Genomic DNA, 26,271 nt, shown 5'->3' with positions numbered 1-26,271 from the left:
TCGAGGAGGACGCAATCAGGCGGGCTGAGGATCCTTCGAGCGGTCGGGAGATGCGGCGGGCGCTGAAAGGGCATTGCCAAGCATACCTTGTTTGTCGCGCCGCCGCTGGACCGAAGATGGTATACGCATCGCCTCCCGGTACTTGGCGACGGTACGGCGGGCGATATCAATGCCGGTTGCGCGCAATCGTTCCACGATCGTGTCATCGGAGAGGATGAGCGCAGGGTCTTCCGCATCGATCAACTGCTTGATGTGGTGACGCACGGCCTCGGCCGAATGCGCCTCGCCGCCATCGGCGGAGGCGATCGACGCCGTGAAGAAATATTTTAGTTCAAAAATTCCGCGATTGGTCGCCATGTACTTGTTGGCGGTCACGCGCGAGACCGTCGATTCGTGCATCTGGATCGCGTCCGCCACAGCCTTCAGGTTGAGCGGCCGCAAATGCGCAACGCCGTGTGTAAAGAAGCCGTCCTGCTGACGAACGATTTCAGTCGCCACCTTGAGGATGGTGCGGGCGCGCTGATCGAGCGCGCGAACGAGCCAGGTCGCGTTTTGCAGGCAATCGCTGAAATAGGATTTGTCGCCGTCCTTGCGGATCGTCTTCGACAGCTCGGTGTAATAGCTCTGGTTGACCAAGACGCGCGGCAGCGTTTCGCTGTTGAGTTCGACATGCCATCCGCCGTCGGGACCGGGCCGCACATAGACATCGGGCACCACGGTCTGCGCGCGCGAGGCGCCGAATTTCAAACCCGGCTTGGGATCAAGCCGCCTGATCTCGCCGATCATGTCGGTGATGTCTTCGTCATCGACGCCGCACAGTTTTCGTAGCGCGGCGACGTCACGCTTGGCCAGCAGTTCGAGATTTTCAACGAGCGCGCGCATCGCGGGGTCGTAACGGTCGAGTTCGCGCAGCTGGATCGCGAGACATTCGCTCAGGGAGCGCGCGCAGACGCCGGGCGGATCGAATTTTTGCAAGACGGCGAGCACCGCCTCGACATCGTCTACCGAGGCGCCAAGCCGCTCGGCCGCCTGTCCGAGATCGCCCGGCAAATAACCGGCCTCGTCGACCAGATCGATCAAATACTGGCCGATCATGCGCTGGGCGGGCGCGGTGAAGGCCACAGCCAATTGCTCTGCCAGATGGCCCGCCAGCGTCACCTCGGCGGCGGCAAAGGCCTCGAGATTGTAGTTGTCGTCGCTAGATGCGCCGCCGCCCCATTCGGTATAGGTGGTGGGCGCCGCATCCTGTGCGGTGCGCGCGGCGGCTTCCGCGGGTTCTTCGGAAAACACGTTGTCGAGCGGGGTATCGAGCGTCTGTTCGATCTCGGTGCGGCTGCCGAGGTCGCGGCTCATCCAGTCTTCCTGGGCGGATTCAAACTGGGAAGGCTCGAAGCCGTCGGCGGCGGATTCGGACGCCTCGCCGGAAAATTCCTCGCCAAAAGAGCCTTCTGCGGTCTCGGCAGAGCCGGCGGCCGGCTCCCCGGCGACAGGCGCCTCGGGACCGTCGCTCTCCCGCTCCAGCAGCGGATTTCGCTCCAATTCCTCCTCGACGAAGGCCGACAGGTCGAGATTGGACAGCTGAAGCAGCTTGATCGCCTGCATCAGCTGCGGCGTCATCACCAGCGACTGCGACTGGCGGAATTCTAATCTCTGCGTCAGCGCCATGGAGGCAAGAACTCGATTCCCAAAAACTTGGTCCGATTCCTGCTTATCCTAGTCGTCAGCCGATGTACACGGCTTGACTCCATGGAAAAAAGGCTGAAGTCGCGAGCGGGTTAAGGACCGGTCAATTCCGCTTAGAGACGGAATTCCTCGCCGAGATAGAGCCGGCGGACATCGGGATCGCTGACGATCTCGTCCGGGCTACCTTCCGTCAGGATCTCACCGGCATAGACGATATAGGCGCGGTCGGTCAGGCCGAGCGTTTCACGGACATTGTGGTCGGTGATCAGCACGCCGATGCCGCGATTGGTGAGATGGCGGACGAGGTCCTGAATGTCGCCGACCGCGATCGGGTCGATGCCGGCGAAGGGTTCGTCGAGCAGCATGTAGTTCGGGCGCGTCGCGAGCGCGCGCGCGATTTCGACGCGCCGCCGCTCGCCGCCCGAGAGCGCGATCGACGGCGACTTTCGCAGGCGCGTGATGTTGAACTCATCGAGCAGGCCATCGAGTTCGGCCTCGCGCTTCTTGCGCGAGGGTTCGACGACTTCGAGCACCGCGCGGATATTCTGCTCGACGGTGAGGCCGCGAAAGATCGAGGCTTCCTGCGGCAGATAGCCGATGCCGAGCCGGGCGCGCTGATACATCGGCAGCTTGGTGACGTCGTGGCCGTCGAGTTCGATGGCGCCTCGATCGGCCTTGATCAGGCCGGTGATCATGTAGAAGACGGTCGTCTTGCCGGCGCCGTTCGGTCCTAGCAACCCGACGGCCTCGCCGCGGCGGACATAGATGCTGACCCCGCGCACGACCTTGCGGGTCCCAAAACTCTTTTCCACGCTATGCACAGCCAGGTATCCGGCACGCGGGGCCTGCCGCGGCGCGGCGGCGCCGCTTGGCCTTGATGCCGCCGGTTTAGGCGCCGCCTGTGGGCGGGGAGCCGGCCGCGGCGTAGGCTGCGGATCCTCGACGCGGGGTAATTCCAGCACAGGCGATGGCGCCGTGCGGGCAAGCGGCGGCGCATCGCGCACCGGACCCCTCAGCATGTCGCCCATGCTGTCGCCGAGCGCGGTAATGTCCTCGCGCGAACGCGCAAAGCCTGCCTTCCCGCGTTTGGCGGGGCGCCGCCGGAACATGCCGAGTAAATCCACCATCCCCGCTTCGTCCGAACCCTCTGTAGAAGTCCGCTAGTCTGGCGCGGCGAATGATTCGCCCGCGCAGCATGAATGAACGGATGCCCGTTGCCCAGCGGATGCCCATCCCAGAAGTGTTTGACCCCGCGAGCTAGATACAGGCTCGGGAGACCGGCTTCAACCGAGCCCAAGCTTCACTTTTGTTAAAGCGTTGGCCTTACTTGGGTTTATTTGGCGACAGGGACTGGGGCGCGCCCGGCTGCGGCGAAGCCTGCGGCGCAGCGCCGGGGAGCCCCGGTCCATTCCCGCTTTGGCCGGACGAAACAAACAAGCCCTGGACGCGGCCGGAATCGGATTCGACGCGGGAAACGCCGGTGGTCATATCCACCAGCAAGCGATCGCCCTTCAGCACGTTCTTGCCTTGTGTGAGCACCACGCCGCCCGCCATCGTGATCAGGTTGGTCTTGGTGTCGAAAACAGCCGTTTCGCCGGTCACGACCTGGTCCTTTTGCGTCACGATGACATCGCCCTTGGCCTCGAGCCGCTTGATCGACGATGCACCACCGGGGCCCGGCGCCGCCGATTGCATCGGCGCGGATTGTGCAGGCGCCGACTTCGCAGCGGCCTTCGCATTGCCGCCGGCGGGCGTTGCCGGAGCCGCGTTCTGATCTTTCGATTCGTAATAAACCACCAGAACCTTCGACGTCATGGTGGTGTCGCCCTGAATCACCTTCACATTGCCGGTGAAGGTCGCTTCTTTTTTCTTGTCGCGCATCTCGAGCGAGACTGATTCGATTTGAATCGGCTGATCGCGATTTTGCGAAAAACCCTGCATCGCGTTTGGCACGCCGCTCACGGTGCTTTGCGCGGCAGCGTCGCTTGCGACAGGAGAAGCGAACGCAAAGGCCGCGCAGGCGATCCCGGCGGCGAGGCGGCCTCTCAGAAATCTCGGGTGGGACGGCGTCATCGGATCACTTCGCGTTGGAGGATTTTGCGTTGGGCCGCGATTTCGTGGGCTTGGCCGGCGCAGCGGGCTCCGGCGGCGGGGTATCGGCCGCCGGCGGCATCTTGTCGATGTTCATCACAACATGGCCGTCGAAGCGGACGGTTTCTCCGCCGCCCAGCACTTTCATGGTGTCGGCGGATATCCGTCCGTCGGACCACTTGACGTCGACATGCTCGTCGGATGTCACCGTGTTCTTGTTCATGTCGACGAAGGCCTGGCTGAGCCATGCCTGATAGCCGTTGCTGGTCTGGACATAGATATCCTTGTGAAGATCGAGCAGTTGCTGCTTGGTGTCCATCTTTCCGTTGACCGCCTCCAGCGTGACGGTCGATTGATCTTCCATCAGCATCTTGCCCCGCAACGTGTGCAGCTCGACATGATCCGAATCGGTCACGTCCTGAACCGCGGTGTTGGCCCAGACCTCGTAGGGGCGCCGGTCCGTCGAATAGCCTGCCAAATGTGGCGATTCCATCGTCACCTTGGTGCCGGAGACAACGAGGTTGCTCATGTCGACCGGCAACTTGGGGAGCAGCATTCTGAACGGGTTGAACACCGACACCAGGATGATGGTCGCAAGCGACAGGGCCACCGCCGCCGGAACGGCGACCCGCAAAACGCGCACCATCCGGCTGTGGCGCGCCGCGATCGCAAAGCGCGCCTCCATGCCGGCGACGTCATAGGTGGGATTCTGGGCCGAGTTCAAAAATGCTCCACTTCCGAAGTTCGCAAAGACCCGGCTATTTTACCCTGATAGCAGGGGTTGAGACACACCCCTTTTTACTGGAGGCGTCATTCACGGTGTAACCTAGTGGAGTGGATTTGACATTCGCTGCCCACCCAACCGTGAGCTCCGAAAGCGAATGTCAAATCCCAAACTCCACTAGAAACCTATATTTTGCTAGTGGTCCTTTGATTCTAACATTCGCAAAAGGGCCTGCTGAGAAGGGATGCGAATGTTAGAATCGGACCACCAGTGTGTCCGAAAAACGGCGGGATTCCGCCCGATCGGGCGAGCAATTGCTTCGTTTTGCTTCAGCAAAATCCAAGCAAACGTCGACCACTCACACTCACATAGATTCTTATTGGGCGCGGCAGCGCAACGCGTCAGGAGTGGGCGAAAATGTCCTCGGCTTCCCAGCCCTGCAGATCGAGCCTTGCGCGCGTCGGCAGGAATGTGAAACAGGCTTGCGCCAGCTCGGTGCGGCCTTCGCGCGCGAGCATCGCATCCAGGCGCTCGCGCAGCGCATGCAGATGCAGGACATCGGAGGCCGCGTAAGCGAGCTGCGCTTCGCTCAGGGTCGACGTCCCCCAGTCGCTCGATTGCTGCTGCTTCGAAAGCTCGATGTTGAGCACCTCGCGCACCAGGTCTTTCAGGCCATGGCGATCGGTGTAGGTGCGGCAAAGCCGCGAGGCGATCTTGGTGCAATAGACCGGCGCAGGCATGACGCCGAGCGCATTGTAGAGCGCGGCGAGATCGAAGCGGGCGAAGTGGAAGATCTTGGTGATCTTCGGGTTGGCGAGAAGCGCCTTCAGGTTCGGCGCGTCGTTTGCGCCCTTGCCGTAGTCTTTCGGAATTTGCACGACGTCCGCGCTGCCGTCGCCGTTCGATAGCTGCACGACGCAAAGCCGGTCGCGATGCGGATTGAGCCCCATGGTCTCGGTGTCGATCGCCACGGCGTCGGTATAGCGGGAGAGATCGGGCAGATCGCCGCGATGCTGGCGTACGGTCATGACTACTAGGCCTCTGGTCGATTCGGAGGAGAACCAAGTAGTAGTAGCGCTCATTATGGTGAGAGGCGAGCCGCGCACTCGTCTCGTGTGGCTTTGATCAGCAAATTCCGTCCCGGCCGTAGGCCCGGCGACGTCTCAATGCGCGTCTTCGTCCGGCAGTCTCGGCGGTTGAAGCTCGTGGCTGTTGGCCCAGCGCTCCAGATTGTCGATGATTTTGTGGTGGCTCGGACGCAGCGGCTTTGGTGGGTTCGGTTCGTCCGAAAGCGCGCGAGGCAGCTTGATTTGGTCGGCCATGGGAAGGTCCTCCCGTTGGCGAATGATGACTCCTCCGTATCCCAAAATAAATACTAAGATATTGTTTTTATTGAAATTTTTTACTAAATTAACTGCCTTGAAGGAACCTTTGCCACCTTAGTGAATTGAGTAGGTTACTCAACTGGCTAAAATTTGGGTGACTTCCATGAACGACGTCCGCGGTGAGCGTTTGCAGGTCATGCTTTCCCCCGAGGAACTGGCCCTATTGGACGATTTTCGCTTCAAACACCGGATGCCGACGCGCGCAGCCGCCGTGCGCGAGCTCCTGAAAATGGGGCTGACGGTCGTGACGACCGACGGAGTCGCCGGCATGAAATCCAGCAATTTCGGCGTCTTCGACCGCGGCCCTGACGGGCACAGGCAGGGGGACGTGCCCGAGGATGCAGCATAGCTCGGACGGACACGTGGTTATCATTTTCTAATTTTTTACAGTTTTTGCACGGCTTTTGAGCCATCCCGGTGACCGGTTCTCTACCCGTTTTGCAGGCTGCGAAGGCGCTGGCTCCGGGCCGTGATACAATTCCGTCATGCTCAAAACGCGTCGTCCCGAACGTTGCGCCACGATCAAGGTCCATTCCAGACCCGTCATCGAACCTCATCGCAAACAGGGGTGGGAGCTTGTCCTGTGGACAGGCGACGCCTTCGATCGCTCGACCCCGTTCCGGGACATGCTGAGCGACATCGCCACGGTGCTGAACAAGGAAGCGCCGACGTCAGTCGAATTGCCCGGCTACAAGGCCTCGGAGGACGACGTCGAGGGCGTGCTCCGGTTCGGCGATGAAGAGATCGGCATCTACTACGAGCACTCGCTGAGCTATCTCTCGCTGATGAGCGCCAACGCCAACACGCTCAACATCATCGCGGACCGGCTTCAGCCGCTGGTGGCCCTCGCCGCCTGATCCCGTCAGAGACGGACGATCTCAGCTGATCGATAAGGGAGTGGTGCCCAGGAAAGGACTCGAACCTTCACGACTGTTAGGTCACTGGCACCTGAAGCCAGCGCGTCTACCAATTCCGCCACCTGGGCATGGGGCCGCTAGTTAAGGTTCGGTCGCGCGCTTGTCAAATTGGCGCGCGTGAACCGAAAAAACTGTACAGAAATCGGGCGATGGCGTATCGGCAAATCGCCGAATACTAGTGCCCACTTTCCGAAGTTCGTGCTCCATTGCAGCAGCCACTTTCCACGAACTTCGGAAAGTCATGGGCACTAGCAAACCTATTGATTCTAGTGCCGCTTTCTATTTGAAGTTCCTGGATCGAATTCGCCGCTTGTGGTGCAGGAACTTCAAATAGGCGGCACTAGCCCCATCAGACCCAAAGGCTCAAGAACATGGCATCGAATCTGGAAACCCTGGTCACGGTCTATGGCGGGTCGGGCTTTCTGGGCCGGGCGGTGGTCCGGGCGCTGTGCAAGCGCGACTACCGGATCAGGGTCGCGGTGCGGCGGCCGGAGCTGGCGGGGCACCTGCAGCCGCTCGGCAAGGTCGGCCAAATCCACGCCGTGCAGGCCAATTTGCGTTATCCAGCCTCCGTCGCGGCCGCGATGCGCGGTGCCGAGATCGCGGTCAACCTCGTCGGCATCCTCGCCCAATCAGGCGCACAGACCTTTGACGCCGTGCAGGGCGAGGGGGCGGGCACGGTGGCGAAGGCTGTGGCCGCAGCCGGCGCGCGGATGGTCCATGTTTCGGCGATCGGCGCCGATGAGAATTCCACCTCGCGCTATGCCCGCTCCAAGGCGGCCGGCGAACAGGCGGTGCTTGCGGCCGTCCCATCGGCCACCATCTTCCGCCCCTCCGTCGTGTTCGGCCCCGAAGATGATTTCACCAACCGCTTTGCGGGCCTCGCGCGGATCTCGCCGGCGCTTCCGCTGATCGGCGGCGGGACGACCAAGTTGCAACCGGTCTATGTCGGCGACGTCGCGACCGCGATTGCGGACGCCGTCGACGGCAAGGCCAAAGCAGGCGGCGTTTACGAGCTCGGCGGACCGGAAGTGCTTTCCATGCGCGAGATCATGGAAATGATCCTTTCGATCACCGGGCGCGAGCGCATGCTGGTGTCGCTGCCGTTTGGCCTCGCAAAACTTCAGGCGCTGTTTTTGCAGTTCGCACCCGGCCCGTTCAAGCTGACCGGAGATCAGGTCGAGCTCCTGCGCAGCGACAATGTGGTGTCGGACGCCGCAAGGAGCGCCGGCCTCACACTGGAAGGGCTCGGCATCGCACCGGATTCGATCGAAGGCGTCGCGCCGCAATATCTCTGGCGTTTCCGCAAAGCGGGCCAGTTCGCGCAGAAGAACGCGTAAACTTCCTCTCAGCCAGAACAGGCCCATCCTGAGGAGCGGCGACTTCGCCGCGTCTCGAAGGATGGGCGCATCATGGCCTCATGGTTCTCCTGGCGATGCGAAGCATCGTCCAGCGACGGCGCGTTATATTTTGTGCCGTTCGCTAACGGCCTCGCTGCTGCCCGGCCTGCTCGGGCACGCGCGCCTCCTCACCATGAGGAACCATCAGTGCCCCAGCGCGAGCGCGATCAGACCGAGCGTGCCGACGACCACGCGCCACCACGCAAACAGCGCAAAGCCGCGGCGTGACACATAGCCGAGAAACGCCTTCACAACGATGATGGCGACGACGAACGACAGCACGAAGCCGATTGCGACGGTGCCGAGATGGTCCGCCGTCATCTCGGCGCGGTTCTTGTAGAAATCGTAGGCGAACGCGCCGATCATGGTCGGGATCGCCAGGAAGAACGAGAATTCCGCCGCTGCGCGCTTGTCGGCGCCGAGCAGCATCGCCGCGACAATGCTGGCGCCGGAACGCGACACGCCGGGAATCATGGCGAGGCACTGCGCGATGCCGATCCAGAGGTACGTCAGCAGCGGAAATTTCGTCGCGTCGTGCTCGGTGGGCTTGTGATCGAGCTGGTCAACCCAAAGCAGGATCGCGCCGCCGACGATCAGCGAGAAGCAAACCACCCACGGATTGAATAGGACCTCCTTGATGTATTTGCCGGCGATCAGGCCGATGATCACCGCCGGCAGAAACGCGATCAGGACGCCGATGACGAAGCGGCGGTCGTCGCGATTCGAAAACATGCCGAGCGCGATTTTCCACAGCTTGGCGAAATAGAGCACGACGATCGCGAGAATCGCGCCGAGCTGAATCAACACGATGAAACTGTTCCAGAAGGCGCCCTCCCCCAAACCGAAGAAGCGCTGCACGAGCAGCATGTGGCCGGTGGAGGAAACAGGCAGAAACTCGGTGATGCCCTCGACGATGCCGAGAATTACCGCCCGCAACGAATCAGTCAGCATGATTGGGCATCCTCTTTGTCAGGTTATCGGGTTGGTGATTGCACGATCGCGATCCGCCTGGGACCGTGCGCAGGCGATAGCGGCTGAAAATGGCCGGATTCTTCTCGCTTATTCGAATGCATGCCGCAACGGTAAAAACTCGGAAACTAGTGGAGTGGATTTGACATTCGCTACCCGCCTAGCCACAAGCTCTGAAAGCGAATGTCAAATCCTAAACTCCACTAGAAACTCTATATTTGCCAGTGGTCCTTTGATTCTAGCATTCGCAAAGGTGCCGGCTGAGAAGGGGTGCGAATGTTAGAATCGGACCGCTGGTAGGGTTGCCACCGTCAAAAGCTTCGGTAGAAGAGCTTCATGTTCACGCTGTTCCATCACCCGTTCTGTCCGCATTCGCGCTTCATTCGCCTCGTGCTCGGCGAACTCGGCGCCGATCTCAATCTGGTGGAAGAACGAACCTGGGAACGGCGCGAGGCTTTCCTGGCGCTCAACCCCGCAGCCACCACGCCGGTGCTGATTGCAGAGCGCGAAGGCGCTGTTCCCGGCGCCGGCGTCATTGCCGAATATATCGACGAGACCTTTGGCGCCGAGATGGCCGAGCGGCGGCTGTTGCCGCAGGCCATTGCGGAACGCATCGAAGTGCGGCGGCTGATGGCGTGGTTCAACGAAAAGTTTTTCGAGGAAGCGTCCGGTCCGCTGGTCACCGAGCGCATCTACAAGCGCTTCATGAGCGAGAACGACGGCGGTGGTCCGCCGTCCGCCGACGTGATGCGCGCCGCGAAAACCAACGTGCGCTATCACCTCGCCTATATCGGCTGGCTGGCCGGGACGCGAAATTATCTGGCCGGCGACCGCCTCACCTTTGCGGACCTTGCCGCGGCCGCGCATCTGTCGGCGATCGATTATCTCGGCGACGTGCCGTGGAGCGAGGACGATGCGGCAAAGGCCTGGTATGCGCGGGTCAAGTCGCGGCCTTCGTTCCGCCCGCTGCTCTCGGAATGGCTCGCCGGCGTGCCGGCGTCACGCACCTACGTCGATCTCGATTTCTAGGCGAGATGACGCTTCATCTCCGGCCGCGCTTTCAGCGCCGCGCCCTGTTTGGCGAATATCCTGGCGATTCGTTCCGGCGCAAAGTTCATGTCGACGAAGGCCGGCGCGGTGTTGGCGACCTCGTGGTAACTGGCAATCTTGCCATTGCGCAGCTTCATGATCGCCACGCCCTCGAACATCACCCGCGCGCCGTTCGCCTCCGCCAGCAATGAGCGGTAGCTGAACGTGTAACGCGCATAGAGCGTCTCGCCGTCGCTGAGCGGATCATGCATGTCCCAGCGGAAGTCGGTCGCGGTCCGGCCAAACACCTCGTCGATCATCTCGGCGATTTTGGCGCGGCCCTCGAAGGCGCCGTAGAACACGTCGTGATAGACGCCGTCATCAGTAAACAAATCGGCAAAGGCCTTGCCGTTGCGCGCTTCGGCGGCGTCGCAAAAGGCGCGCAGAAGTTCTTCGGTGGTCATGGCACTCTCTCCTCGCGAGACGAGACCAAATTTTGTTTTTGACGCGTTTTCTTCACGCGAACCGGTTCCCACTTCGCTTGAAAACGCTTTAGCCGAATTCAGCGACGGCTGCGAGAATCCGCGCAATGTCCTGCGGCCGCGACAGGCGGTGATCGCCGTCCTGGATCAGGGTCAGCACCACATCGTCTGCCGGCAGCCGATGCACCAATGCAAAGGCATGTTTCCACGGCACATCGGGATCCTTTGCGCCCTGCAGGATATGCACGGGACAGCCGACCTCGATCGCAGCCCCGAGCAGCAGGTGATTGCGGCCCTCTTCGATCAGGCTCCTGGTGATCGGATAGGGATCGCCATATTCGGACGGGCGCAGCCAGACGCCTGTCGTCTCGATCTGGCGCCGCGTTTCGGGGGAAAATCCCTTCCACATCAGTTCTTCGGTGAAATCGGGCGCCGGCGCGATCAGCACGAGCGCTTTGAGTGAGGCGCGGGAAGCTGGGCGCCGCACCAGTTCGCGCGCCAAAAGCAGCGCCATCCAGCCGCCCATCGAGGACCCGATCACGACCTGCGGCCCTTCACAGAACCTGTCAAACACCGCGACGCTCTCTTCGAGCCAGCGCCCGATGGTCCCGTCGGCAAAATCGCCACCGGATTCCCCGTGGCCCGAATAGTCGAACCGGGTACAGGCGCGGCCGCGCTCGGCGGCCCAGGCGTCGAGCGCGAGCGCCTTGGTCCCCCGCATGTCCGACTTGAAGCCGCCGAGCCAAAATAGCCCGGGCATGGCGCCCTTGCGGGCGCGGACCGCGATGCGGCGCGGCGCACCGGCCTCGCCGACCTCGATGAAGACGGGGGTTTGCTGATCGGTTTCGGAACTGGTCATGACATCACTCCGAAAACCTCTGTGCGCGAGCCGAAAGAGTCCGTCAACCAAATGGGGGTTGGTGCGTTATCGAGCTTGCGGAAAGCGCCCTCGCGTCCTATGTCGCCGCTGACCCAGCATTCCCGTGGCCAAAATGCCTCTCATTTGATGCTTTTTGGCCCGTCAAGAGCAAGTCGGCTTGCCCGCGAAGCCTTAATCCTTCAAACTACAACCTTCGTTCACAACTTTGGAGAAATACCCATTCGCCGTCCCAATAGAGCCCCGCCCGTCGTCGCCAAGGATGGGCCGCGCACCAATGATGAGATCCGCAACGCAACGGTTCAGCTAATCGATCAGAACGGCACCAACCAGGGCACCGTCGAGACGATCGTCGCCATCAGACAGGCGATCGAAGCCGGCATGGATCTCGTGGAGATTTCGCCGAACGCCTCTCCTCCCGTCTGCAAGATCATGGACTACGGGAAGTACAAATATTCGGCGCAGAAGAAAGCGGCAGAAGCCCGCAAGAAGCAGAAGACCGTCGAGATCAAGGAGATCAAGCTTCGGCCGATGATCGACGATCACGACTATGACGTGAAGATGCGCGCGATGCAGCGTTTCTTCGAGGAAGGCGACAAGGTCAAGATCACCTTGCGCTACCGCGGCCGTGAAATGGCGCACCAGGAAATCGGCACCAAGCTGCTCGACAAGATCAAGACGGACGTCGCGGAGTTTGCCAAGGTCGAGCAGGACGCCCGCTTCGAGGGCCGCCAGGTCGTGATGGTTCTGGCGCCGCGCTGATTCCTTCGCTGAAAATAGCCCGATCGTTCACAGTCTCCCGCTCGCGCGGAGACTGTGCCGTCAGGGTTGCCGCGAAGATCGGCCTCACGTCCGGCTCGCCGCCCAGGTACCGCTGCACTTGTCGCCGGAGATGATGCCGGTCCAGCGGCCGGTGCCGGAATTACCGACCAGGCGGCCCCTTCCGCTCGCGTGCGACAGGCCGACCGAAATGTTGACGGCTACCGCGCCGCCGCGGCTGATGCCGCCGGTCACTTTGCCGCCGCCAGCCGACGAGACCTGAGTGCCCGCAACGTTGAAGGGCGCGCTGTTGGTCGCGCTGCAATTGCCGGCGCGGGTGGTGAAGGTCACGTTCCAGGTGCCGTCATAGACGCCGGGCCTCGGACCCGCATTGGCGGGCGTAGAAATTCCGCTCGCAAAAGCAACCGCCGCCAGGGCGAGCAGCCCCAGCGTTGCGCGGAGTGGGAAATTCGAAGATGACTTAATCGATTGGGCTGAAATGCGCATTTTGACCTGGCCTGATGAAGACGTTGGTGACGCCAAATGCCGGCATCCTGACATCAGTCGGCGAAGCTGATTTGACGGTTCATCGTTGCCAAAATGAACTTGTTCTGCCATAAGCCCGACCTTCATCGCCCGGCTCATTTAGGGCTGCCGTGGCGATGGCCGTGCGGGTTTTGTCGAACGACATAAAAACCTGAGCACTTTCAACGCTCTAACGAGCATTTTAGCCGCCAAAGCACCGCCTCGGGCGGGCTTTTTCTGCGGCCATAGGAGAGCCAAATGCCCAAGCTGAAGACCAAGTCGGGCGCCAAAAAGCGCTTCAAAGTGACTGCCACAGGCAAGGTGCTGCACGCCCAGCGCGGCAAACGCCACGGCATGATCAAGCGGACCAAGAAGCAGATCCGGCAGCTGCGCGGCACGCGCGTGCTGTTCAAGACCGACGGCGACAACGTCAAGAAGTACTTCCTGCCGAACGCCTAAAGCTTCGTCCGCCGCGCCGCGTCCGCGCGGCGATCCGTCACTCATTTTTCCGATTTCGAAGGAGCTTCGTCATGTCTCGCGTCAAACGCGGTGTGACCGCCCACGCCAAGCACAAGAAAGTCTACAAGGCCGCCAAGGGCTATTATGGCCGCCGCAAGAATACGATCCGCGCCGCCAAGCCTGCTGTCGAAAAGGCCGGCCAATACGCCTTCCGCGATCGCAAGCGCAAGAAGCGGACCTTCCGCGCGCTCTGGATCCAGCGGCTCAATGCGGCCGTCCGTCCGTTCGGCATGACCTACAGCGTGTTTATCAACGGCCTGTCCAAGTCGGGCATCGTGGTCGACCGCAAGGTGCTCTCGGATCTCGCGATCAACGAGCCGGCCGCGTTCCAGGCGATCGCCGAGAAGGCCAAGGCTGCGCTCGCGGCGTAAGGCGTAAGCTCGCCCGACAAAGATCGTCATGGCCGGGCTTGACCCGGCCATCCACGTCTTCCTTCTCGCAAACACCTAAGACGCAGATGCCCGAGACAAGCTCGGGCATGACGGCTAGGAGCACCGGCTTAGCATCCTGGCTAAAAAGGATCGCCATGTCCGACCTCGCAACGCTCGAACAAGAAATCCTGAAGCAGATCGCAGCTTCGTCTGACGAAGCCGCGCTCGAAGCCGTGCGCGTCGCGGCGCTCGGCAAGAAAGGCTCGATCTCGGCGCTTCTGGCAACGCTGGGCAAGATGTCGCCCGACGAGCGCAAGACGCAAGGCGCGGCGATCAACCTCGCCAAGGACAAGGTGAGCGAAGCGCTGAGCGCGCGGCGCGAGGTGCTGAAGTCGGCCGCGCTCGATGCGCGGCTGGCGTCCGAGACCGTCGACGTCACGCTGCCCTTGCGCGATGCGCCCGCGGAAGCCGGCCGCATCCATCCGCTCAGCCAGGTTTGGGATGAACTCACGGCGATCTTCGCCGACATGGGATTTTCGGTCGCCGAAGGGCCGGACATCGAGACCGACGACTACAACTTCACCAAGCTGAATTTCCCGGAAGGCCACCCGGCGCGGGAAATGCACGACACGTTCTTCTTCAACCCGAAGGAAGACGGCTCGCGCATGCTGCTGCGGACCCACACCTCGCCGGTGCAGGTGCGCACGATGTTGAGCTCGAGCCCGCCGATCCGCGTGATCTGTCCGGGGCGGACCTATCGCATCGATTCCGATGCGACCCATACGCCGCAATTCCACCAGGTCGAAGGGCTCGTCATCGACAAGCATTCGCACCTCGGTCACCTCAAATGGATCCTGCACGAGTTCTGCAAGGCCTTCTTCGAGGTCGACCACATCAACATGCGCTTCCGGCCGTCGTTCTTTCCGTTCACTGAACCCTCGCTCGAGGTCGACATTCAGTGCCGGCGCGGCAACGGCGAGATTCGTTTTGGCGAAGGCGAGGACTGGCTGGAAATTCTCGGCTGCGGCATGGTGCATCCGAACGTGCTGCGCGCGTGCGGCATCGATCCTGACGTCTATCAGGGCTTTGCCTGGGGCATGGGCATCGACCGCATCGCGATGCTGAAATACGGCATGAGCGATTTGCGGCAGCTGTTCGAGAGCGACGTGCGCTGGCTTTCGCATTACGGCTTCAAGCCGCTCGACATCCCGACGCTGGCGGGAGGGTTGAGCACGTGAAATTCACCCTCTCCTGGCTGAAGGACCATCTCGACACCGACGAGTCCGTTGAAAAGCTCGCCGACAAGCTCACCATGATCGGGCTGGAGGTCGAGAGCCTCGAAGACAAGGCGAAGGCGCTGGCGCCGTTCACCATCGCGCGCGTGATCTCGGCCGAGCAGCACCCGAATGCGGATCGCTTGCGTGTGTGCATGGTCGACACCGGAGACGGTGCCGCGCCGGTGCAGGTGGTCTGCGGCGCGCCGAACGCGCGCGCAGGGCTCATCAGCGTGTTCTCGCCCCCCGGCACCTATATTCCGGGCAAAGACATTACGCTCGGCATCGGCACCATCCGAGGCGTCGAGAGCCGCGGCATGCTGTGCTCGGCGGCTGAACTGCAAATCTCCGACGACCACGACGGCATCATGGAATTGCCGGCCGATGCGCCGCTCGGCAAGCCCTACGCCGCATGGGCCGGGCTCGGCGATCCCGTCTTCGAAATCAACCTGACGCCGAACCGGCAGGATTGCACCGGCGTCCACGGTATCGCACGCGATCTCGCCGCCGCCGACATGGGCAAGTTCAAAGACCCCGGCATCAAACCGATCAAAGGCGAATTCCCCTGCCCCGTGAAGGTGACGGTGGAAGATGCGAGCCTCTGCCCCGGCTTCGCGTTGCGCCTCGTGCGCGGCGTCAAGAACGGCCCCTCTCCCGACTGGTTGCAAAAGCGCCTGACCTCGATCGGCTTGCGGCCAATCAACGCACTGGTCGATATCACCAACTTCATGACCTACGATCGCGCCCGGCCGCTGCACGTGTTCGATGCGGCGAAGGTAAAGGGCAATCTCGTGGTCCGTCGCGGACGCGATGGCGAGACGCTGCTCGCGCTCGATGGCCGCACCTACACGCTCGATTCGTCGATCTGTGTGATCGCGGACGATCACGGCGTCGAGTCGCTCGCGGGCATCATGGGCGGCGAAGCGTCAGGCTGTTCGGAGACCACCACCGACGTGCTGATCGAATCGGCGCTGTGGAACGAGATCAACATCGCGCAGACCGGCCGCAAGCTCGGCATCAATTCCGACGCGCGCTATCGTTTCGAGCGCGGCGTCGACCCGGCCTTCATGGTGCCGGGGCTGGAAATGGCGACCAGGCTCGTGATGGAGATCTGCGGCGGCGCGCCATCGGACAACATCGTGGTGGGCAATGCGTTCGGCGACGACCGCATCATCGAATTCCCGATTACCGAGGTGAAACGCCTCGCCGGCATCGACGTCGCATTCCCCGAGATGAAGCGCATCCTCGGCCATCTTGGTTTCATGGTGGCGGGAAGCGGCGCGGTGGTGAAGGTCGCGATCCCCTCCTGGCGCTCGGACGTGCACGGCAAGGCCGACATCGTCGAGGAGATCGTGCGCATCGTCGGCGTCGATCAGGTGCCGATGACGCCGTTCGAGCGCGGTGATGCGCCGCGCAAGCCTGTGCTCAAGCCGACGCAGCTGCGCACCCGCCGCGCCAAGCGCGCGCTCGCCGCGCGCGGCATGGTCGAGGCCGTGACGTGGTCGTTCATCTCGAAACCGCATGCTGAACTGTTCGGCGGCGGCAAGGCCGAACTTTCGCTTGCCAATCCGATCGCGGCGGACCTGTCCGACATGCGGCCGAGCCTGCTGCCGGGTCTCGTCGCCGCAGCGCAGGCCAATTCCGACCGCGGCTTTGCCGATGTTTCATTGTTCGAGGTCGGCCAGGTGTTTCGGGGCGACAAGCCTGAAGATCAGCTCACCGCTGCCGCCGGCGTTCGTCATGGCTTTGCCTCGCAGGCGGGTCTCGGGCGCAACTGGACCGGCTCGGCGGCGGCGAACGCCTTCGACGCCAAGGCCGACGCCTTTGCCGTGCTCGCGGCCGCCGGCGCGCCGATGCAGGCGCTGCAAGTCGTGCCGGGCGGCGCGAGCTGGCTGCATCCGGGGCGCTCCGGCACCATCCAGATCGGCCCGCAAAACGTGCTCGGCACTTTCGGCGAGTTGCACCCGCGCGTTGCGGAAAAGCTCGGCGCCGACGGCCCGCTGATCGCCTTCGAGATCATTCTCGATCGAATCCCCGAGGCCAAGCAGCGGGCAACTCGGGCCAAGCCCGCGATCGAGCTATCGGCGTTCCAGCCGGTGTCGCGCGATTTTGCCTTCATCGTCGACCGCGCGGTGAAGGCGGGCGACATCCTGCGCGCCGCGCAAGGCGTCGACAAGAAGCTGATCACCGGCGTGACGGTGTTCGACGTCTACGAAGGCAAGGGCATCGACGAGGCCAAGAAATCGGTCGCGATCGCCGTGACGATCCAGCCGCGCGAAAAGACCATGACCGATCAGGAGATCGAGGCGGTCGCGGCCAAGATCGTGGCCGAGGTCAACAAGAAAACCGGCGGCGTTCTGCGCTAGGCAAGCAGCGCTAACCCCTCATCCTGAGAAGCGCGCTTGCACGCGTCTCGAAGGATGAGGCCGTACTAGTGGCCTCATGGTTCGAGACGGCGCTAACGCGCCTCCTCACTACGAGGGTCGTGGAGCGGTAAGCATCAATTGTATGCCGCGCCTCACCTGCGGCGGCGAGCCGGCGTGCGCGCCGGCGCGGCGTTGGGATCGACGAGCGCGCCGATCTTGCGCAGCGCCGCTTCGGCGGAGCGCTCGCCGCTTTCCCAGGCGCCGTCGACCGTGCCCCACAATGTCTCGTGCGTGGCCTCGCCCGCCAGGAACAGATTGCCTGTGGGTTCTGTGAGAATTTTTCGCGAGCCTTGCGCGCCGGGCGCGGCCACCGACATGGCGCCGAGGATGTAGGGCGAGGCGTTCCAGCGCGTCACGCTCGATTTCTTCACAGCGGATGCGAGATCGTTGCCGAACAACTTTTTCAGCCATTCGGTGGCAAAGGAAATCATCGCTTTCTCGCCCTGGCTGGACAACTCGCGGCCAAAGGAGCCTCCGACGTCGAGCAGACAGACCGCCGAGCCGGCGAGATTGGCCGACAGCAGCGCCGTGGCGGTGGAATTGCTCTGCTCGATGACCGCTTCGTCATTGGCGAGCGCGAGCGGGTTGCCCGGCAGCAGCAAGGCGATGCGATCGTAGCTGCCGAGCGACAGTTTTGACGCGGCGTCCAACTGACGCTTCGGTTCCGGCGTGAACTTGATGTTGCCCGCGGCGAGCACATTGCTCGAAACGGTGACGATCGCGGCTCGCGCGGCGATCTTGCCCGATGGCGTTTCCACCACAACGTCGTGGTTGTTCCAGATGACTTGATTGGCCGGGGTCGATAGCGCGATCGGCACCGGCTCTGCCAACTTGGCAATCAGCGTGCCCAAGCCCTGACGGCAGCCGATCGCCGCCATGCGATCCTGCGCGCGCGCCTTGTCCATGACCGAAACGTCGCGAAGGTCCTTCCCGACTCCACTGGCGCCGAGCGCGAAGTCCACGGCGCCGGCCCAATCGCCGAGATCTTTCGGCAGCACGGATTCGCAAGGAACGTCGGCCTTGCCACCGCGCGAAGCATCGTCGATGGCGCGGTTGGCGCGAACCAGCGCAGCAAGAAACTGCTCGATTTCGCCGGCGCGGGCATTGCGCAGGCCGATGCGGATTTTCTGACCCAGAGGCGCTGCCGAAATATCGAGCCCGGCGCTGCGCGCCAGCCTGATCATCGGATTGGTTTCGGGATTGTGCAGCCAGCGCGCGCCGCGGTCGAGCGGCACGTCGAAGGTGGCGCCGTCGGTCCAGCAACGGCCGCCGAGGCGCGTATCGGCCTCGACCACGATCACCTTGCGACCCGCCGCCTGGACACGCCGCGCTGCCGCAATGCCGGCCGCGCCCGCACCGATCACGACGATGTCGGCCTCTCGCGGCAACGCCGCCGCGAACGCACGGCGGCCGAGGCCAGGCAAGGCCGCGACGGCGGAGGCCGCCAGGAAATCGCGCCGCGTGATGGCCATACCAGGTTTCCGGAAAATCTTGAGAACAAAGTGAACAACTAGTAGACCCGCAAATAACCCCGCGGGCACTTTTTCAGACTAGCCGCATCCAAGCATGAGCGGCAAGCATCATGGTAAATCAATCATGATTGAAGCACTTTTGGCATGAACCAAATTGCAACGGCTTTCGACCATGATATTGATTGAAAAAAGCAGCCGAAAAGCTGCTTGGGGGGAACAATGGGCGTAATGCTCGACACCTTCGGCAAGTGGATCGCTTCCTATCTTCAGCAGGAAGTGCATGGCTACGAGCCGTTCACGCCGAGCGACCCCGACCATCTCCGCGGCATCGTCCAGCCCGGCGACGTGCTGCTGGTCGAAGGCAACAACCGTGTTTCCGGCATCATCAAATACCTGACCCAGTCGACCTGGTCGCACGCCGCGCTCTATGTCGGGCCGGTCGACGGCGCCGTGGAAGCCGACGGTGAGCAGCATGTGCTGATCGAGGCCAATATCGGCGAAGGCGTCACCTCGGCGCCGCTGTCGAAATATTTCAGCTATCACACGCGGCTGTGCCGGCCGGTCGGCCTGTCCTTCGAGGACCGCTACACGGTGTGCCGCTATGCGATCAACCGCATCGGCTTCGGCTACGACACCAAGAATATTCTGGACCTGATGCGCTTCCTGATTCCGCTGCCGATCCCGCAGCGCTTTCGGCGTCGGATGATCGCGTTCGGCTCCGGCGATCCCACCAAGATCATTTGCTCGGCCCTGATCGCGCAAGCCTTCGACGCCGTGCGCTATCCGATCCTGCCCAGGGTCACGCTGGCCGGTTCGCGGGCAGCGCGCCGCGAAATCCTGCACATCCGCGACTCCTCGCTGTACATGCCGCGCGATTTCGACATCTCGCCCTATTTCGAAATCGTCAAGCCGACCATCATTACCGGGTTCGACTACACCGCACTGCACTGGGCCGATAAACAAAAGCCGCTCCAGGAGGTAGCGGGCCAGTTCGGTGTGTTTCCAGAAGCGCTCGAAGCGCCGTCGCTTGTTCCTGAAGCGGTTGACGAAGAAGCGCCGCTTCCAACTGCGTAAATAGCGCGCGCGAAACGCCGCTCCCTTCACAACATCGCCACTTTGTCGATCCCCTTGAGCCGAGACTGCAAGAAGTAGCATCAGGCCAAGGCCTTGCCGAACGCATCCACCGTGGCTACCTCTCGCTGACGCTTCGTGGGAAGGAAAAGTGGATGATTGACGCGGCCATCAAGGCGCTGTCGCAAATGCTGTCGCCGCCAATGCGCTCGATCCTGTGGCGATCGATTGGCATGGCGCTGGCGCTGATCGTGGTGGTGGCGATCGGATTGCAGCGGCTGCTCAGCTGGCTTGCGACGTCGGGCGAAGTCTGGGCCGAGGCGGCGCTCGGCCCCAAATTCCAGACGTCACTCGATATCCTCGCTTGGATCATTTCGATTGCCGCTGGCCTCGGCATCGTGGTCGGCGCGGTGTTTCTGATGCCGGCCATTACGTCGCTGGTTGCGAGCTTCTTCGTCGACGAGGTGGCCGACCATGTCGAGCGCGAGCATTATCCGGCCGAGCGGCCCGGCACCGCGCTGCCGCTGAGCATTGCCATCCCTCAAGGGATCAAGACGGCGCTGCTCACCATCATCGTCTATCTGATCGCGCTGCCTTTCGTGTTGTTCGCCGGCGCCGGCTTCATCATCTTTTTCATCGCAACGGCCTGGCTTCTGGGACGCGAATATTTCGAACTGGCAGCGATGCGATTCCGCTCGCCGCGAGAAGCCAAAGCGATGCGCAAGGACAATTCCGCTACGGTGTTCACCGCAGGGCTCTTCATCGCAGCCTTCGTTTCGATTCCTGTCGTCAACCTGGCGACGCCGGTCTTCGCCATGGCCTTCATGGTCCACGTGCACAAGCGCCTGAGCGGGCCAAGACCAGAGCTGATCGAGCCGGCCCGAAAGACGAGACTGCCAGTGGCGTGATGGCGTGGTGCCTAGTGCCCACTTTCCGAAGTTCGTGTTACGTCTCAGCAGGCACCTTTCACGAACTTCGGAAAGTCTTGGGCACTAGCAAACTTATGATTCTAGTGCCGCTTTTCTATTTGACGTTCCTGGATCGAGTTCGCCGCTTGTGCTGCAGGAACGTCAAATAGGCGGCACTAGTCGGCGACGTAGCCTTGCGGAAGGCTGACGATCTGGCCGCCCCTTGTGAGCGTGACCGCGCCCGGAAAGTCCTGCTCGAACGTCACGCCGCGATCTGCCAATCGGCGAAGCAATTCGCCAAGGCGCGCCAAACACCCGCCTTCGATGTCGTGCAGCACGACGACGCTCCAGGGCTCCGTTGAGACCTGCGCGATACAGCGATCGACCCAACCATCGGGGTCCTTCCAGTCGCCGGGCACGTTGTTCCAGGTGATCGTTCGGTAATTTTGCGCGAGGAGGTGGTCGAGCGCCGCCCGGCTGAGGAGGTGCGGTCCGAGATGCCCGGAGTTGCCGTAAGGCCGAAACAGTTTCTCGGCATGTGCGCAAGATCCGATGCGCGCTTGCGCACCTTCGATCTCGCTCAGCGCGTAGTCCCGCCCGGTGCGATCTCCGAGCGCAACCGTATGCGAGAGCGTGTGATTGCCGATCCAGTGGCCGGCCGCATGCGCTCGTCTCATCAACCTGGCGGCAGCGGGATTGTCGAGATTCCGTCCGATGACGAAGAAGGTCGAGCGTATCCGCGCCTGCTCGAGAATCTCCAGCACGCGTTCGGTGACGCCAGGCACAGGTCCATTGTCAAACGTCAGCGTGACGCGCTTTGTGGTCGGCTCAGCGTGCTCTGCAATGTTCATCGGCCAAGATTAGCAGACACCGATCGCGGCCGACACATCGCATGACGCCGGGAAGCTGTGCCTGTCCCGCGCAACTAACGCCCGCCCGGTTTGGTCGTCTCCGAAAGCCATTCGTCGATCTGGGAGGGCTCGATCACTCTCTTGGGCGTCACGGGGTTAAGCGTTCCAGCGCTGACCCTCGTGCCGACCGAAATCTGGCCCGCAGCATATTTCTTGGCCTCGGCTTCGCTGGCGAAGCCTTCCGAACGACGGGAATAGTGTCCAGTTTTTTGATTCTCTGGCAGGTGGATCGAAACGTACCAAGTATTTGGTTTTCTCTTAATCACGACGGACGGGCGCCCCTACTACCTATGTTTGCCGACATGGTAGTCGCCGTGAGCTGGCTATCGGTTCAGGGGCAGAGGCCGCCTTTTTCTATGCGGAAAAGGAAGTTAAGGCCTTTTCCGAGAGAAATTCAGTGCGCGACACCAGAGCTCCGATTCCGAAGTTCGTCCGCCCTCGCGGCAGCCTCTGATACGAACTTCGGAATCAAAGGAAGCTCTGGCAATATTGGCTTCTCATGCGGCTTTGAATTTGAAGTCCCTATGACGAAACCTCAGCGACATTGATAGGGACTTCAAATTCACCGCACGAGCGGGCAGCCGCCATCGGCCAACGAGCGGAACGCCTGATCGCCGGGGATGGTGGACAGGATCTTGTAGTAGTCCCACGGCCCCCGGGATTCGGCCGGCGTCTTGACCTGGGCCAGATACATGTCGTGCACCAGACGGCCGTCCGCGCGCAGGTGCCCATTTTTGACATAGAAATCGTTGACCGGGCGCTCGCGCATTTTTGCCATCACAGCTTTCGCCTCGTCGGTGCCGGCGGCAGCAATCGCACCGAGATAATGCGTGATCGCCGAATAGACCGCGGCCTGCGGCATGGTCGGCATCCGCCCGAACTTTTCAAAGAAGCGCTTCGACCAGGAGCGGGTTTCCTCGTTGCGGTCCCAGTAAAACGCGGTGACGAATTTCAATCCCTGCGCGGCCTGAAGCTGCATGCTGTGCACGTCGGAAATGAAAACCAAAAGCGAGACGATGTTCTGGTTTTTGGTGAGACCAAACTCGTTCGCCTGCTTGGTGGCGTTCACCATGTCGCCGCCGCCATTGGCAAACGCGACCACCTTCGCGCCGGAAGCCTGGGCCTGCAGCAGGTAGGAGCTGAAATCCGCGGTGTTGAGCGGATGGCGCACGCTGCCGAGCACCTTGCCGCCGGCCGCTTTCACCGCCGCGCTCGCATCGGCTTCCAGCGAATGGCCAAAGGTGTAGTCGACCGTAAGGAAGAACCAGCTGTCGTGCCCTTCCGCCACGACGGCTTTCGCAAGACTGGTGGTCAGCGCGTAAGAATCGTAGATCCACGACGCCTCCAGCGGCGTGCAGGATTTCCCGGTAAAGGCGGTCGAGCCGACGGCGCCGGCAATCGCGATGCGATTTTTCTCCGCCGCGAGCTGCGAGACGGCGAGCGCCACGGCCGAATGGTCGAAGCCGATCGCCATGTCGACCTTGCCGACATCGAACCATTCGCGCGCAATCGCAGCACCGACGTCGGATTTGTTCTGGTGATCGCCGGATACGATCTCGATCGGCTTGCCGAGCACCTTGCCGCCGAAATCCTCCACCGCCATTTTGGCCGCGACCACCGAGCCCGGACCGCCCAGATCGGCGTAAAGGCCGGTTTGATCGTTGAGCACGCCTATTCTGACGACATCGTCGGAAATTTGCGCGCGCGCCGGCAGCGCAGCAAGCCCCGTGACCATCAGCGCTGTTACCAGCGCAAGCCGCAACCGCATGGCTTCTCTCCCCTTGTCGCGCGGCCCTTTTTGACGGGCCTTGTTTGACGAGCTTTGGCGCTTTTGGCGTGAGCCTAGGCTGCGCGGTCCTCCGGGACAAGGTCCCAATCGTCGCGGCGTCTATCCCCTCATTGTGAGGAGCGCATCTTCGCGCGTCCCGAACCATGTGGCCCCGATGCGGCTATCCTTCGAGACGCCGCGCATGCGCGGCTCCTCAGGATGAGGTCGAGCAGGTGGCTCACCTTATTCACAAAGTCTTTTCGGGCCAGCGGCAGAGATCGTTGATCAGACACACCGCGCAGCGCGGCTGACGCGCCAGACAGGTGTAGCGGCCGTGCAGGATCAGCCAGTGATGCGCGTGCAGCATGAATTCAGCGGGAATGACGCGCTCGAGCCCCAGCTCCACTTCCAGCGGCGTCTTGCCGGGCGCCAAACCAGTTCGGTTGCCGACGCGAAACACATGCGTATCCACCGCCATGGTGCGCTCGCCGAAGGCCATGTTGAGAACGACATTGGCGGTCTTGCGCCCGGCGCCCGGCAGCGACTCGATCTCCGCCCGCGTGCGCGGCACTTCACCGCCGAATTCGCGGATCAGTTTTTCCGACAGCGCAATGACGTTCTTCGCCTTGGTGCGGTAGAGGCCGACGGTCTTGATGTAATCGCGCAACTTCTCCTCGCCGAGCGCGATCATCTTTTGCGGCGTATCGGCAACTGGGAACAGAGCGCGCGTGGCGCGGTTGACCCCCGCGTCCGTCGCCTGCGCCGACAGCACAACCGCAACCAGCAACGTGAAGGGATTGAGATGTTCCAGTTCACCCCTCGGCTCCGGATTGGCTTTGCGAAAGCGTTCGAACGCCTCGCGCACTTCGGCTTCGGTCCAGGGTTTTGGTTTTTTCGCAACCGCTTTGGGTTGCGGCTTGACCACCTTGGCCTTGCCGGATTTCGCCGCGGGCCTGGTCTTTTTGGTCCTGGTCTTGGACTTCGATTTGGCTGCGGCGCGGCGGGTGATTTTCGGCATGTTCACCAGTGTCCCGGTTCTGACATTCGTACGCCATCGCGGCACGTTCGTTTACGAATGTCAGAACCAAAGGGACACTAGCAAACTATAATTCTCCAGTGTGGTTTTGGATTTGACATTCGCATTGGAAACCCGCGGCGCCACTGACGCGAATGTCAAATCCACCACACTGGGATATAGTAGCAGGTCATGACCCCAGGCAACGATTTTGATCCGAACGAGATGGAGCTGTTTTCGGCGCGGCTGCGACCGCACCGCTCGCTGGGCCGCACCGGCTTCCTGGTGCTGATGGCCTTTGTCAGCGTGGTGAGCTTTGCCGCCGGTGTCGCATTTCTGCTGATGGGGGCGTGGCCCGTGTTCGGCTTCTTCGGGCTCGATGCACTGGCGATCTATTGGGCCTTTCGCATCTACTTCCGCCGCGCCAAGGCGCGCGAGGAAATTCGCGTCACGCCGTCCGAAGTCCAGGTGCGGCGGATCAGCCACCGCGGCCATGTGGTTGAATTCAGCTTCAATCCGCTGTGGGTGCAGCTCGATCGCGAGACACATGCGGAATTCGGCATCGAGCGGCTTTATCTCGTCTCCAAGGGACGGCGGATCGCCATCGGCAGTTTTTTGGGCGCCGATGAAAAAGCAAGTTTTTCCAATGCCTTGATGGCTGCGCTCCAGACCGCCCGGCGCGGGCCGACCTATAATCCGATCCGCTAGAGGTCGTCGGAAATCGGGTGGTTTGGACGATACGTCGGGCCTACATCGGTAGCATGATCAATCGTGCCATGAATGACGCCATGACATCAGCCATGAACGACCTCCGCCTGGCCAAGCCGGGCGCCCAGAACGCCGCGCTACGCGATTACGATTCCGTACGCCGCGCCATCGCCTTCATCTCGGAGCGCTGGCGGACGCAGCCGACCATCGAAGCGATGGCGGAAGCGGCAAGCCTGACGCCGGATGAGCTGCACCATCTGTTTCGCCGCTGGGCCGGGCTGACACCAAAGGGCTTCATGCAGGCGCTGACGCTCGATCATGCCAAGAATCTGCTCCGCGATTCCGCGAGCGTGCTCGACGCCGCACTCGATTCAGGCCTGTCCGGTCCCGGCCGGCTGCATGACCTATTCGTCACCCATGAAGCGATGTCGCCGGGCGAATGGAAGGCCGGCGGCGCCGGCATGACGCTCCGCTACGGCTTTCATCCCTCGCCATTCGGCACCGCGCTTGTCATGGCGACCGATCGAGGTCTTGCCGGTCTCGCCTTTGCTGATGCCGGCGGGGAGAAAGCGGCGCTCGCCGACATGACCGGCCGCTGGCCTAGCGCCATCTACATCGAGGATTATCTCGCCACCGCGCCGCTGGCGCAGCGCATCTTTGACAAGAAATTGTGGCGCGCGGATGAGCCGTTGCGCGTGACCTTGATCGGCACCGACTTCGAGGTCCGGGTCTGGGAAACGCTGCTGAAGATCCCGATGGGTCACGCCGTCTGCTATTCGGATATCGCGAAAAAGATCGAGAGTCCGAAGGCCTCGCGCGCCGTCGGCGCTGCAGTCGGCAAGAACCCGATCTCGTTCGTGGTGCCCTGCCATCGCGCGCTCGGCAAGAGCGGCGCACTGACCGGTTATCACTGGGGCATCACCCGCAAGCAGGCGATGATCGGCTGGGAGGCGGGACAGGTGGGGATGCAGTAGGCGTTCGCCGTCG

Annotated in this window: 27 protein-coding genes and 1 tRNA gene; 13 read left to right on the top strand and 15 right to left on the bottom strand. The window is 62.2% G+C overall.

All coding sequences use genetic code 11. The annotated features are described in order from the left end of the window. Window positions 1-15 precede the first annotated feature (15 nt). From rpoN to VFB05_RS19020, 6 genes are all read right to left on the bottom strand, one after another. Window positions 16-1,665 (bottom strand): RNA polymerase factor sigma-54, encoded by a 1,650-nt coding sequence (rpoN, locus tag VFB05_RS19045; protein ID WP_325014885.1) that lies wholly within the window; start codon window positions 1,663-1,665, stop codon window positions 16-18. A 131-nt stretch (window positions 1,666-1,796) separates the two neighbouring features. Continuing rightward, window positions 1,797-2,810: an LPS export ABC transporter ATP-binding protein gene (lptB, locus tag VFB05_RS19040; RefSeq protein WP_325014883.1), complete on the bottom strand. Its 1,014-nt coding sequence runs from the start codon at window positions 2,808-2,810 to the stop codon at window positions 1,797-1,799. A 196-nt stretch (window positions 2,811-3,006) separates the two neighbouring features. Beyond that, a complete protein-coding gene (locus tag VFB05_RS19035) occupies window positions 3,007-3,756 on the bottom strand; it encodes an LptA/OstA family protein (RefSeq protein ID WP_325014881.1) in 750 nt (249 codons plus the stop codon). A 4-nt stretch (window positions 3,757-3,760) separates the two neighbouring features. Further along, on the bottom strand, window positions 3,761-4,498 hold the full coding sequence (lptC, locus tag VFB05_RS19030; protein ID WP_325014878.1) for an LPS export ABC transporter periplasmic protein LptC: 738 nt from the start codon (window positions 4,496-4,498) through the stop codon (window positions 3,761-3,763). A gap of 401 nt (window positions 4,499-4,899) precedes the next feature. Then, window positions 4,900-5,526 (bottom strand): ribonuclease D, encoded by a 627-nt coding sequence (locus VFB05_RS19025; RefSeq protein WP_325014876.1) that lies wholly within the window; start codon window positions 5,524-5,526, stop codon window positions 4,900-4,902. 135 nt (window positions 5,527-5,661) lie between these two features. After that, complete coding sequence (locus VFB05_RS19020) at window positions 5,662-5,820, bottom strand: hypothetical protein (protein WP_325014874.1); 159 nt, start codon at window positions 5,818-5,820, stop codon at window positions 5,662-5,664. Between the two features lie 166 nt (window positions 5,821-5,986). Between VFB05_RS19020 and VFB05_RS19015 the strand changes: the two genes are divergently transcribed. Continuing rightward, window positions 5,987-6,232, top strand: coding sequence for a hypothetical protein (locus VFB05_RS19015; RefSeq protein WP_325014872.1), 246 nt, complete (start codon window positions 5,987-5,989; stop codon window positions 6,230-6,232). 136 nt (window positions 6,233-6,368) lie between these two features. Next, a complete protein-coding gene (locus VFB05_RS19010) occupies window positions 6,369-6,740 on the top strand; it encodes a hypothetical protein (RefSeq protein ID WP_325014870.1) in 372 nt (123 codons plus the stop codon). Window positions 6,741-6,781: 41 nt separating this feature from the next. Here the strand turns inward: VFB05_RS19010 and VFB05_RS19005 are convergent. Continuing rightward, window positions 6,782-6,868: transfer RNA gene (locus tag VFB05_RS19005), tRNA-Leu, on the bottom strand. Between the two features lie 303 nt (window positions 6,869-7,171). Here VFB05_RS19005 and VFB05_RS19000 point away from each other — a divergent pair. Continuing rightward, window positions 7,172-8,140, top strand: a complete 969-nt coding sequence (locus tag VFB05_RS19000) for a complex I NDUFA9 subunit family protein (protein ID WP_325014868.1) — start codon at window positions 7,172-7,174, stop codon at window positions 8,138-8,140. A gap of 204 nt (window positions 8,141-8,344) precedes the next feature. Here the strand turns inward: VFB05_RS19000 and VFB05_RS18995 are convergent, their stop codons facing one another. Beyond that, window positions 8,345-9,151, bottom strand: a complete 807-nt coding sequence (locus VFB05_RS18995; protein WP_325014866.1) for an undecaprenyl-diphosphate phosphatase — start codon at window positions 9,149-9,151, stop codon at window positions 8,345-8,347. A 354-nt stretch (window positions 9,152-9,505) separates the two neighbouring features. On the opposite strand from VFB05_RS18995, the gene VFB05_RS18990 reads away from it, so the two are divergent. Beyond that, entirely contained in the window at window positions 9,506-10,198 is a 693-nt protein-coding gene (locus VFB05_RS18990; protein WP_325014864.1) for a glutathione S-transferase family protein, read from the top strand. Here VFB05_RS18990 and VFB05_RS18985 read toward each other — a convergent pair. Then, window positions 10,195-10,662, bottom strand: coding sequence for a nuclear transport factor 2 family protein (locus VFB05_RS18985; protein ID WP_325014862.1), 468 nt, complete (start codon window positions 10,660-10,662; stop codon window positions 10,195-10,197). The two genes, VFB05_RS18990 and VFB05_RS18985, sit on opposite strands and share 4 nt — an antisense overlap. Before the next feature lie 88 nt (window positions 10,663-10,750). Continuing rightward, complete coding sequence (locus VFB05_RS18980; protein ID WP_325014860.1) at window positions 10,751-11,539, bottom strand: alpha/beta hydrolase; 789 nt, start codon at window positions 11,537-11,539, stop codon at window positions 10,751-10,753. 240 nt (window positions 11,540-11,779) lie between these two features. On the opposite strand from VFB05_RS18980, the gene infC reads away from it, so the two are divergent. Further along, a complete protein-coding gene (infC, locus tag VFB05_RS18975; protein ID WP_325014993.1) occupies window positions 11,780-12,319 on the top strand; it encodes a translation initiation factor IF-3 in 540 nt (179 codons plus the stop codon). An 84-nt stretch (window positions 12,320-12,403) separates the two neighbouring features. Here the strand turns inward: infC and VFB05_RS18970 are convergent, their stop codons facing one another. Continuing rightward, entirely contained in the window at window positions 12,404-12,823 is a 420-nt protein-coding gene (locus tag VFB05_RS18970) for a hypothetical protein (RefSeq protein ID WP_325014858.1), read from the bottom strand. Between the two features lie 276 nt (window positions 12,824-13,099). Here VFB05_RS18970 and rpmI point away from each other — a divergent pair, with 276 nt between their 5' ends. From rpmI to pheT, 4 genes are all read left to right on the top strand, one after another. Beyond that, window positions 13,100-13,300: a 50S ribosomal protein L35 gene (rpmI, locus tag VFB05_RS18965; protein WP_072818481.1), complete on the top strand. Its 201-nt coding sequence runs from the start codon at window positions 13,100-13,102 to the stop codon at window positions 13,298-13,300. A gap of 71 nt (window positions 13,301-13,371) precedes the next feature. Continuing rightward, window positions 13,372-13,731, top strand: a complete 360-nt coding sequence (gene rplT, locus VFB05_RS18960) for a 50S ribosomal protein L20 (RefSeq protein WP_298107144.1) — start codon at window positions 13,372-13,374, stop codon at window positions 13,729-13,731. A gap of 155 nt (window positions 13,732-13,886) precedes the next feature. Beyond that, window positions 13,887-14,969: a phenylalanine--tRNA ligase subunit alpha gene (pheS, locus tag VFB05_RS18955; RefSeq protein ID WP_325014852.1), complete on the top strand. Its 1,083-nt coding sequence runs from the start codon at window positions 13,887-13,889 to the stop codon at window positions 14,967-14,969. Further along, window positions 14,966-17,371 (top strand): phenylalanine--tRNA ligase subunit beta, encoded by a 2,406-nt coding sequence (gene pheT, locus VFB05_RS18950; RefSeq protein ID WP_325014850.1) that lies wholly within the window; start codon window positions 14,966-14,968, stop codon window positions 17,369-17,371. Before pheS ends, pheT begins: the two co-directional genes overlap by 4 nt. Before the next feature lie 152 nt (window positions 17,372-17,523). Here the strand turns inward: pheT and VFB05_RS18945 are convergent, their stop codons facing one another. Next, window positions 17,524-18,903 (bottom strand): NAD(P)/FAD-dependent oxidoreductase, encoded by a 1,380-nt coding sequence (locus tag VFB05_RS18945; RefSeq protein WP_325014848.1) that lies wholly within the window; start codon window positions 18,901-18,903, stop codon window positions 17,524-17,526. A gap of 219 nt (window positions 18,904-19,122) precedes the next feature. On the opposite strand from VFB05_RS18945, the gene VFB05_RS18940 reads away from it, so the two are divergent. Together VFB05_RS18940 and VFB05_RS18935 are read left to right on the top strand one after the other, a co-directional pair. Then, window positions 19,123-19,977, top strand: a complete 855-nt coding sequence (locus tag VFB05_RS18940) for a YiiX/YebB-like N1pC/P60 family cysteine hydrolase (protein ID WP_325014846.1) — start codon at window positions 19,123-19,125, stop codon at window positions 19,975-19,977. Between the two features lie 152 nt (window positions 19,978-20,129). After that, on the top strand, window positions 20,130-20,882 hold the full coding sequence (locus VFB05_RS18935; RefSeq protein ID WP_325014844.1) for a sulfate transporter family protein: 753 nt from the start codon (window positions 20,130-20,132) through the stop codon (window positions 20,880-20,882). Between the two features lie 176 nt (window positions 20,883-21,058). On the opposite strand, the gene VFB05_RS18930 is transcribed toward VFB05_RS18935, so the two are convergent. From VFB05_RS18930 to nth, 3 genes are all read right to left on the bottom strand, one after another. Beyond that, window positions 21,059-21,733 (bottom strand): polysaccharide deacetylase family protein, encoded by a 675-nt coding sequence (locus VFB05_RS18930; RefSeq protein WP_325014842.1) that lies wholly within the window; start codon window positions 21,731-21,733, stop codon window positions 21,059-21,061. Window positions 21,734-22,355: 622 nt separating this feature from the next. Beyond that, the gene (locus VFB05_RS18925) at window positions 22,356-23,561 is read right to left on the bottom strand and encodes an ABC transporter substrate-binding protein (protein ID WP_325014840.1); all 1,206 of its coding nucleotides are present in this window, start codon (window positions 23,559-23,561) and stop codon (window positions 22,356-22,358) included. 247 nt (window positions 23,562-23,808) lie between these two features. Continuing rightward, window positions 23,809-24,579, bottom strand: a complete 771-nt coding sequence (gene nth, locus VFB05_RS18920) for an endonuclease III (RefSeq protein ID WP_325014838.1) — start codon at window positions 24,577-24,579, stop codon at window positions 23,809-23,811. A 189-nt stretch (window positions 24,580-24,768) separates the two neighbouring features. On the opposite strand from nth, the gene VFB05_RS18915 reads away from it, so the two are divergent. Both VFB05_RS18915 and VFB05_RS18910 read left to right on the top strand, forming a co-directional pair. Continuing rightward, a complete protein-coding gene (locus VFB05_RS18915) occupies window positions 24,769-25,284 on the top strand; it encodes a DUF2244 domain-containing protein (protein WP_325014837.1) in 516 nt (171 codons plus the stop codon). Between the two features lie 80 nt (window positions 25,285-25,364). Beyond that, the gene (locus tag VFB05_RS18910; protein ID WP_325014835.1) at window positions 25,365-26,258 is read left to right on the top strand and encodes a bifunctional helix-turn-helix domain-containing protein/methylated-DNA--[protein]-cysteine S-methyltransferase; all 894 of its coding nucleotides are present in this window, start codon (window positions 25,365-25,367) and stop codon (window positions 26,256-26,258) included. Window positions 26,259-26,271: the final 13 nt, after the last annotated feature.

The sequence above is a fragment of the Bradyrhizobium sp. genome (genome assembly GCF_035652035.1).
Lineage (GTDB): Bacteria > Pseudomonadota > Alphaproteobacteria > Rhizobiales > Xanthobacteraceae > Bradyrhizobium.
The sequence above is the reverse complement of the archived record's forward strand: the minus strand, read 5'-3'. Positions and strand labels throughout refer to the sequence as shown.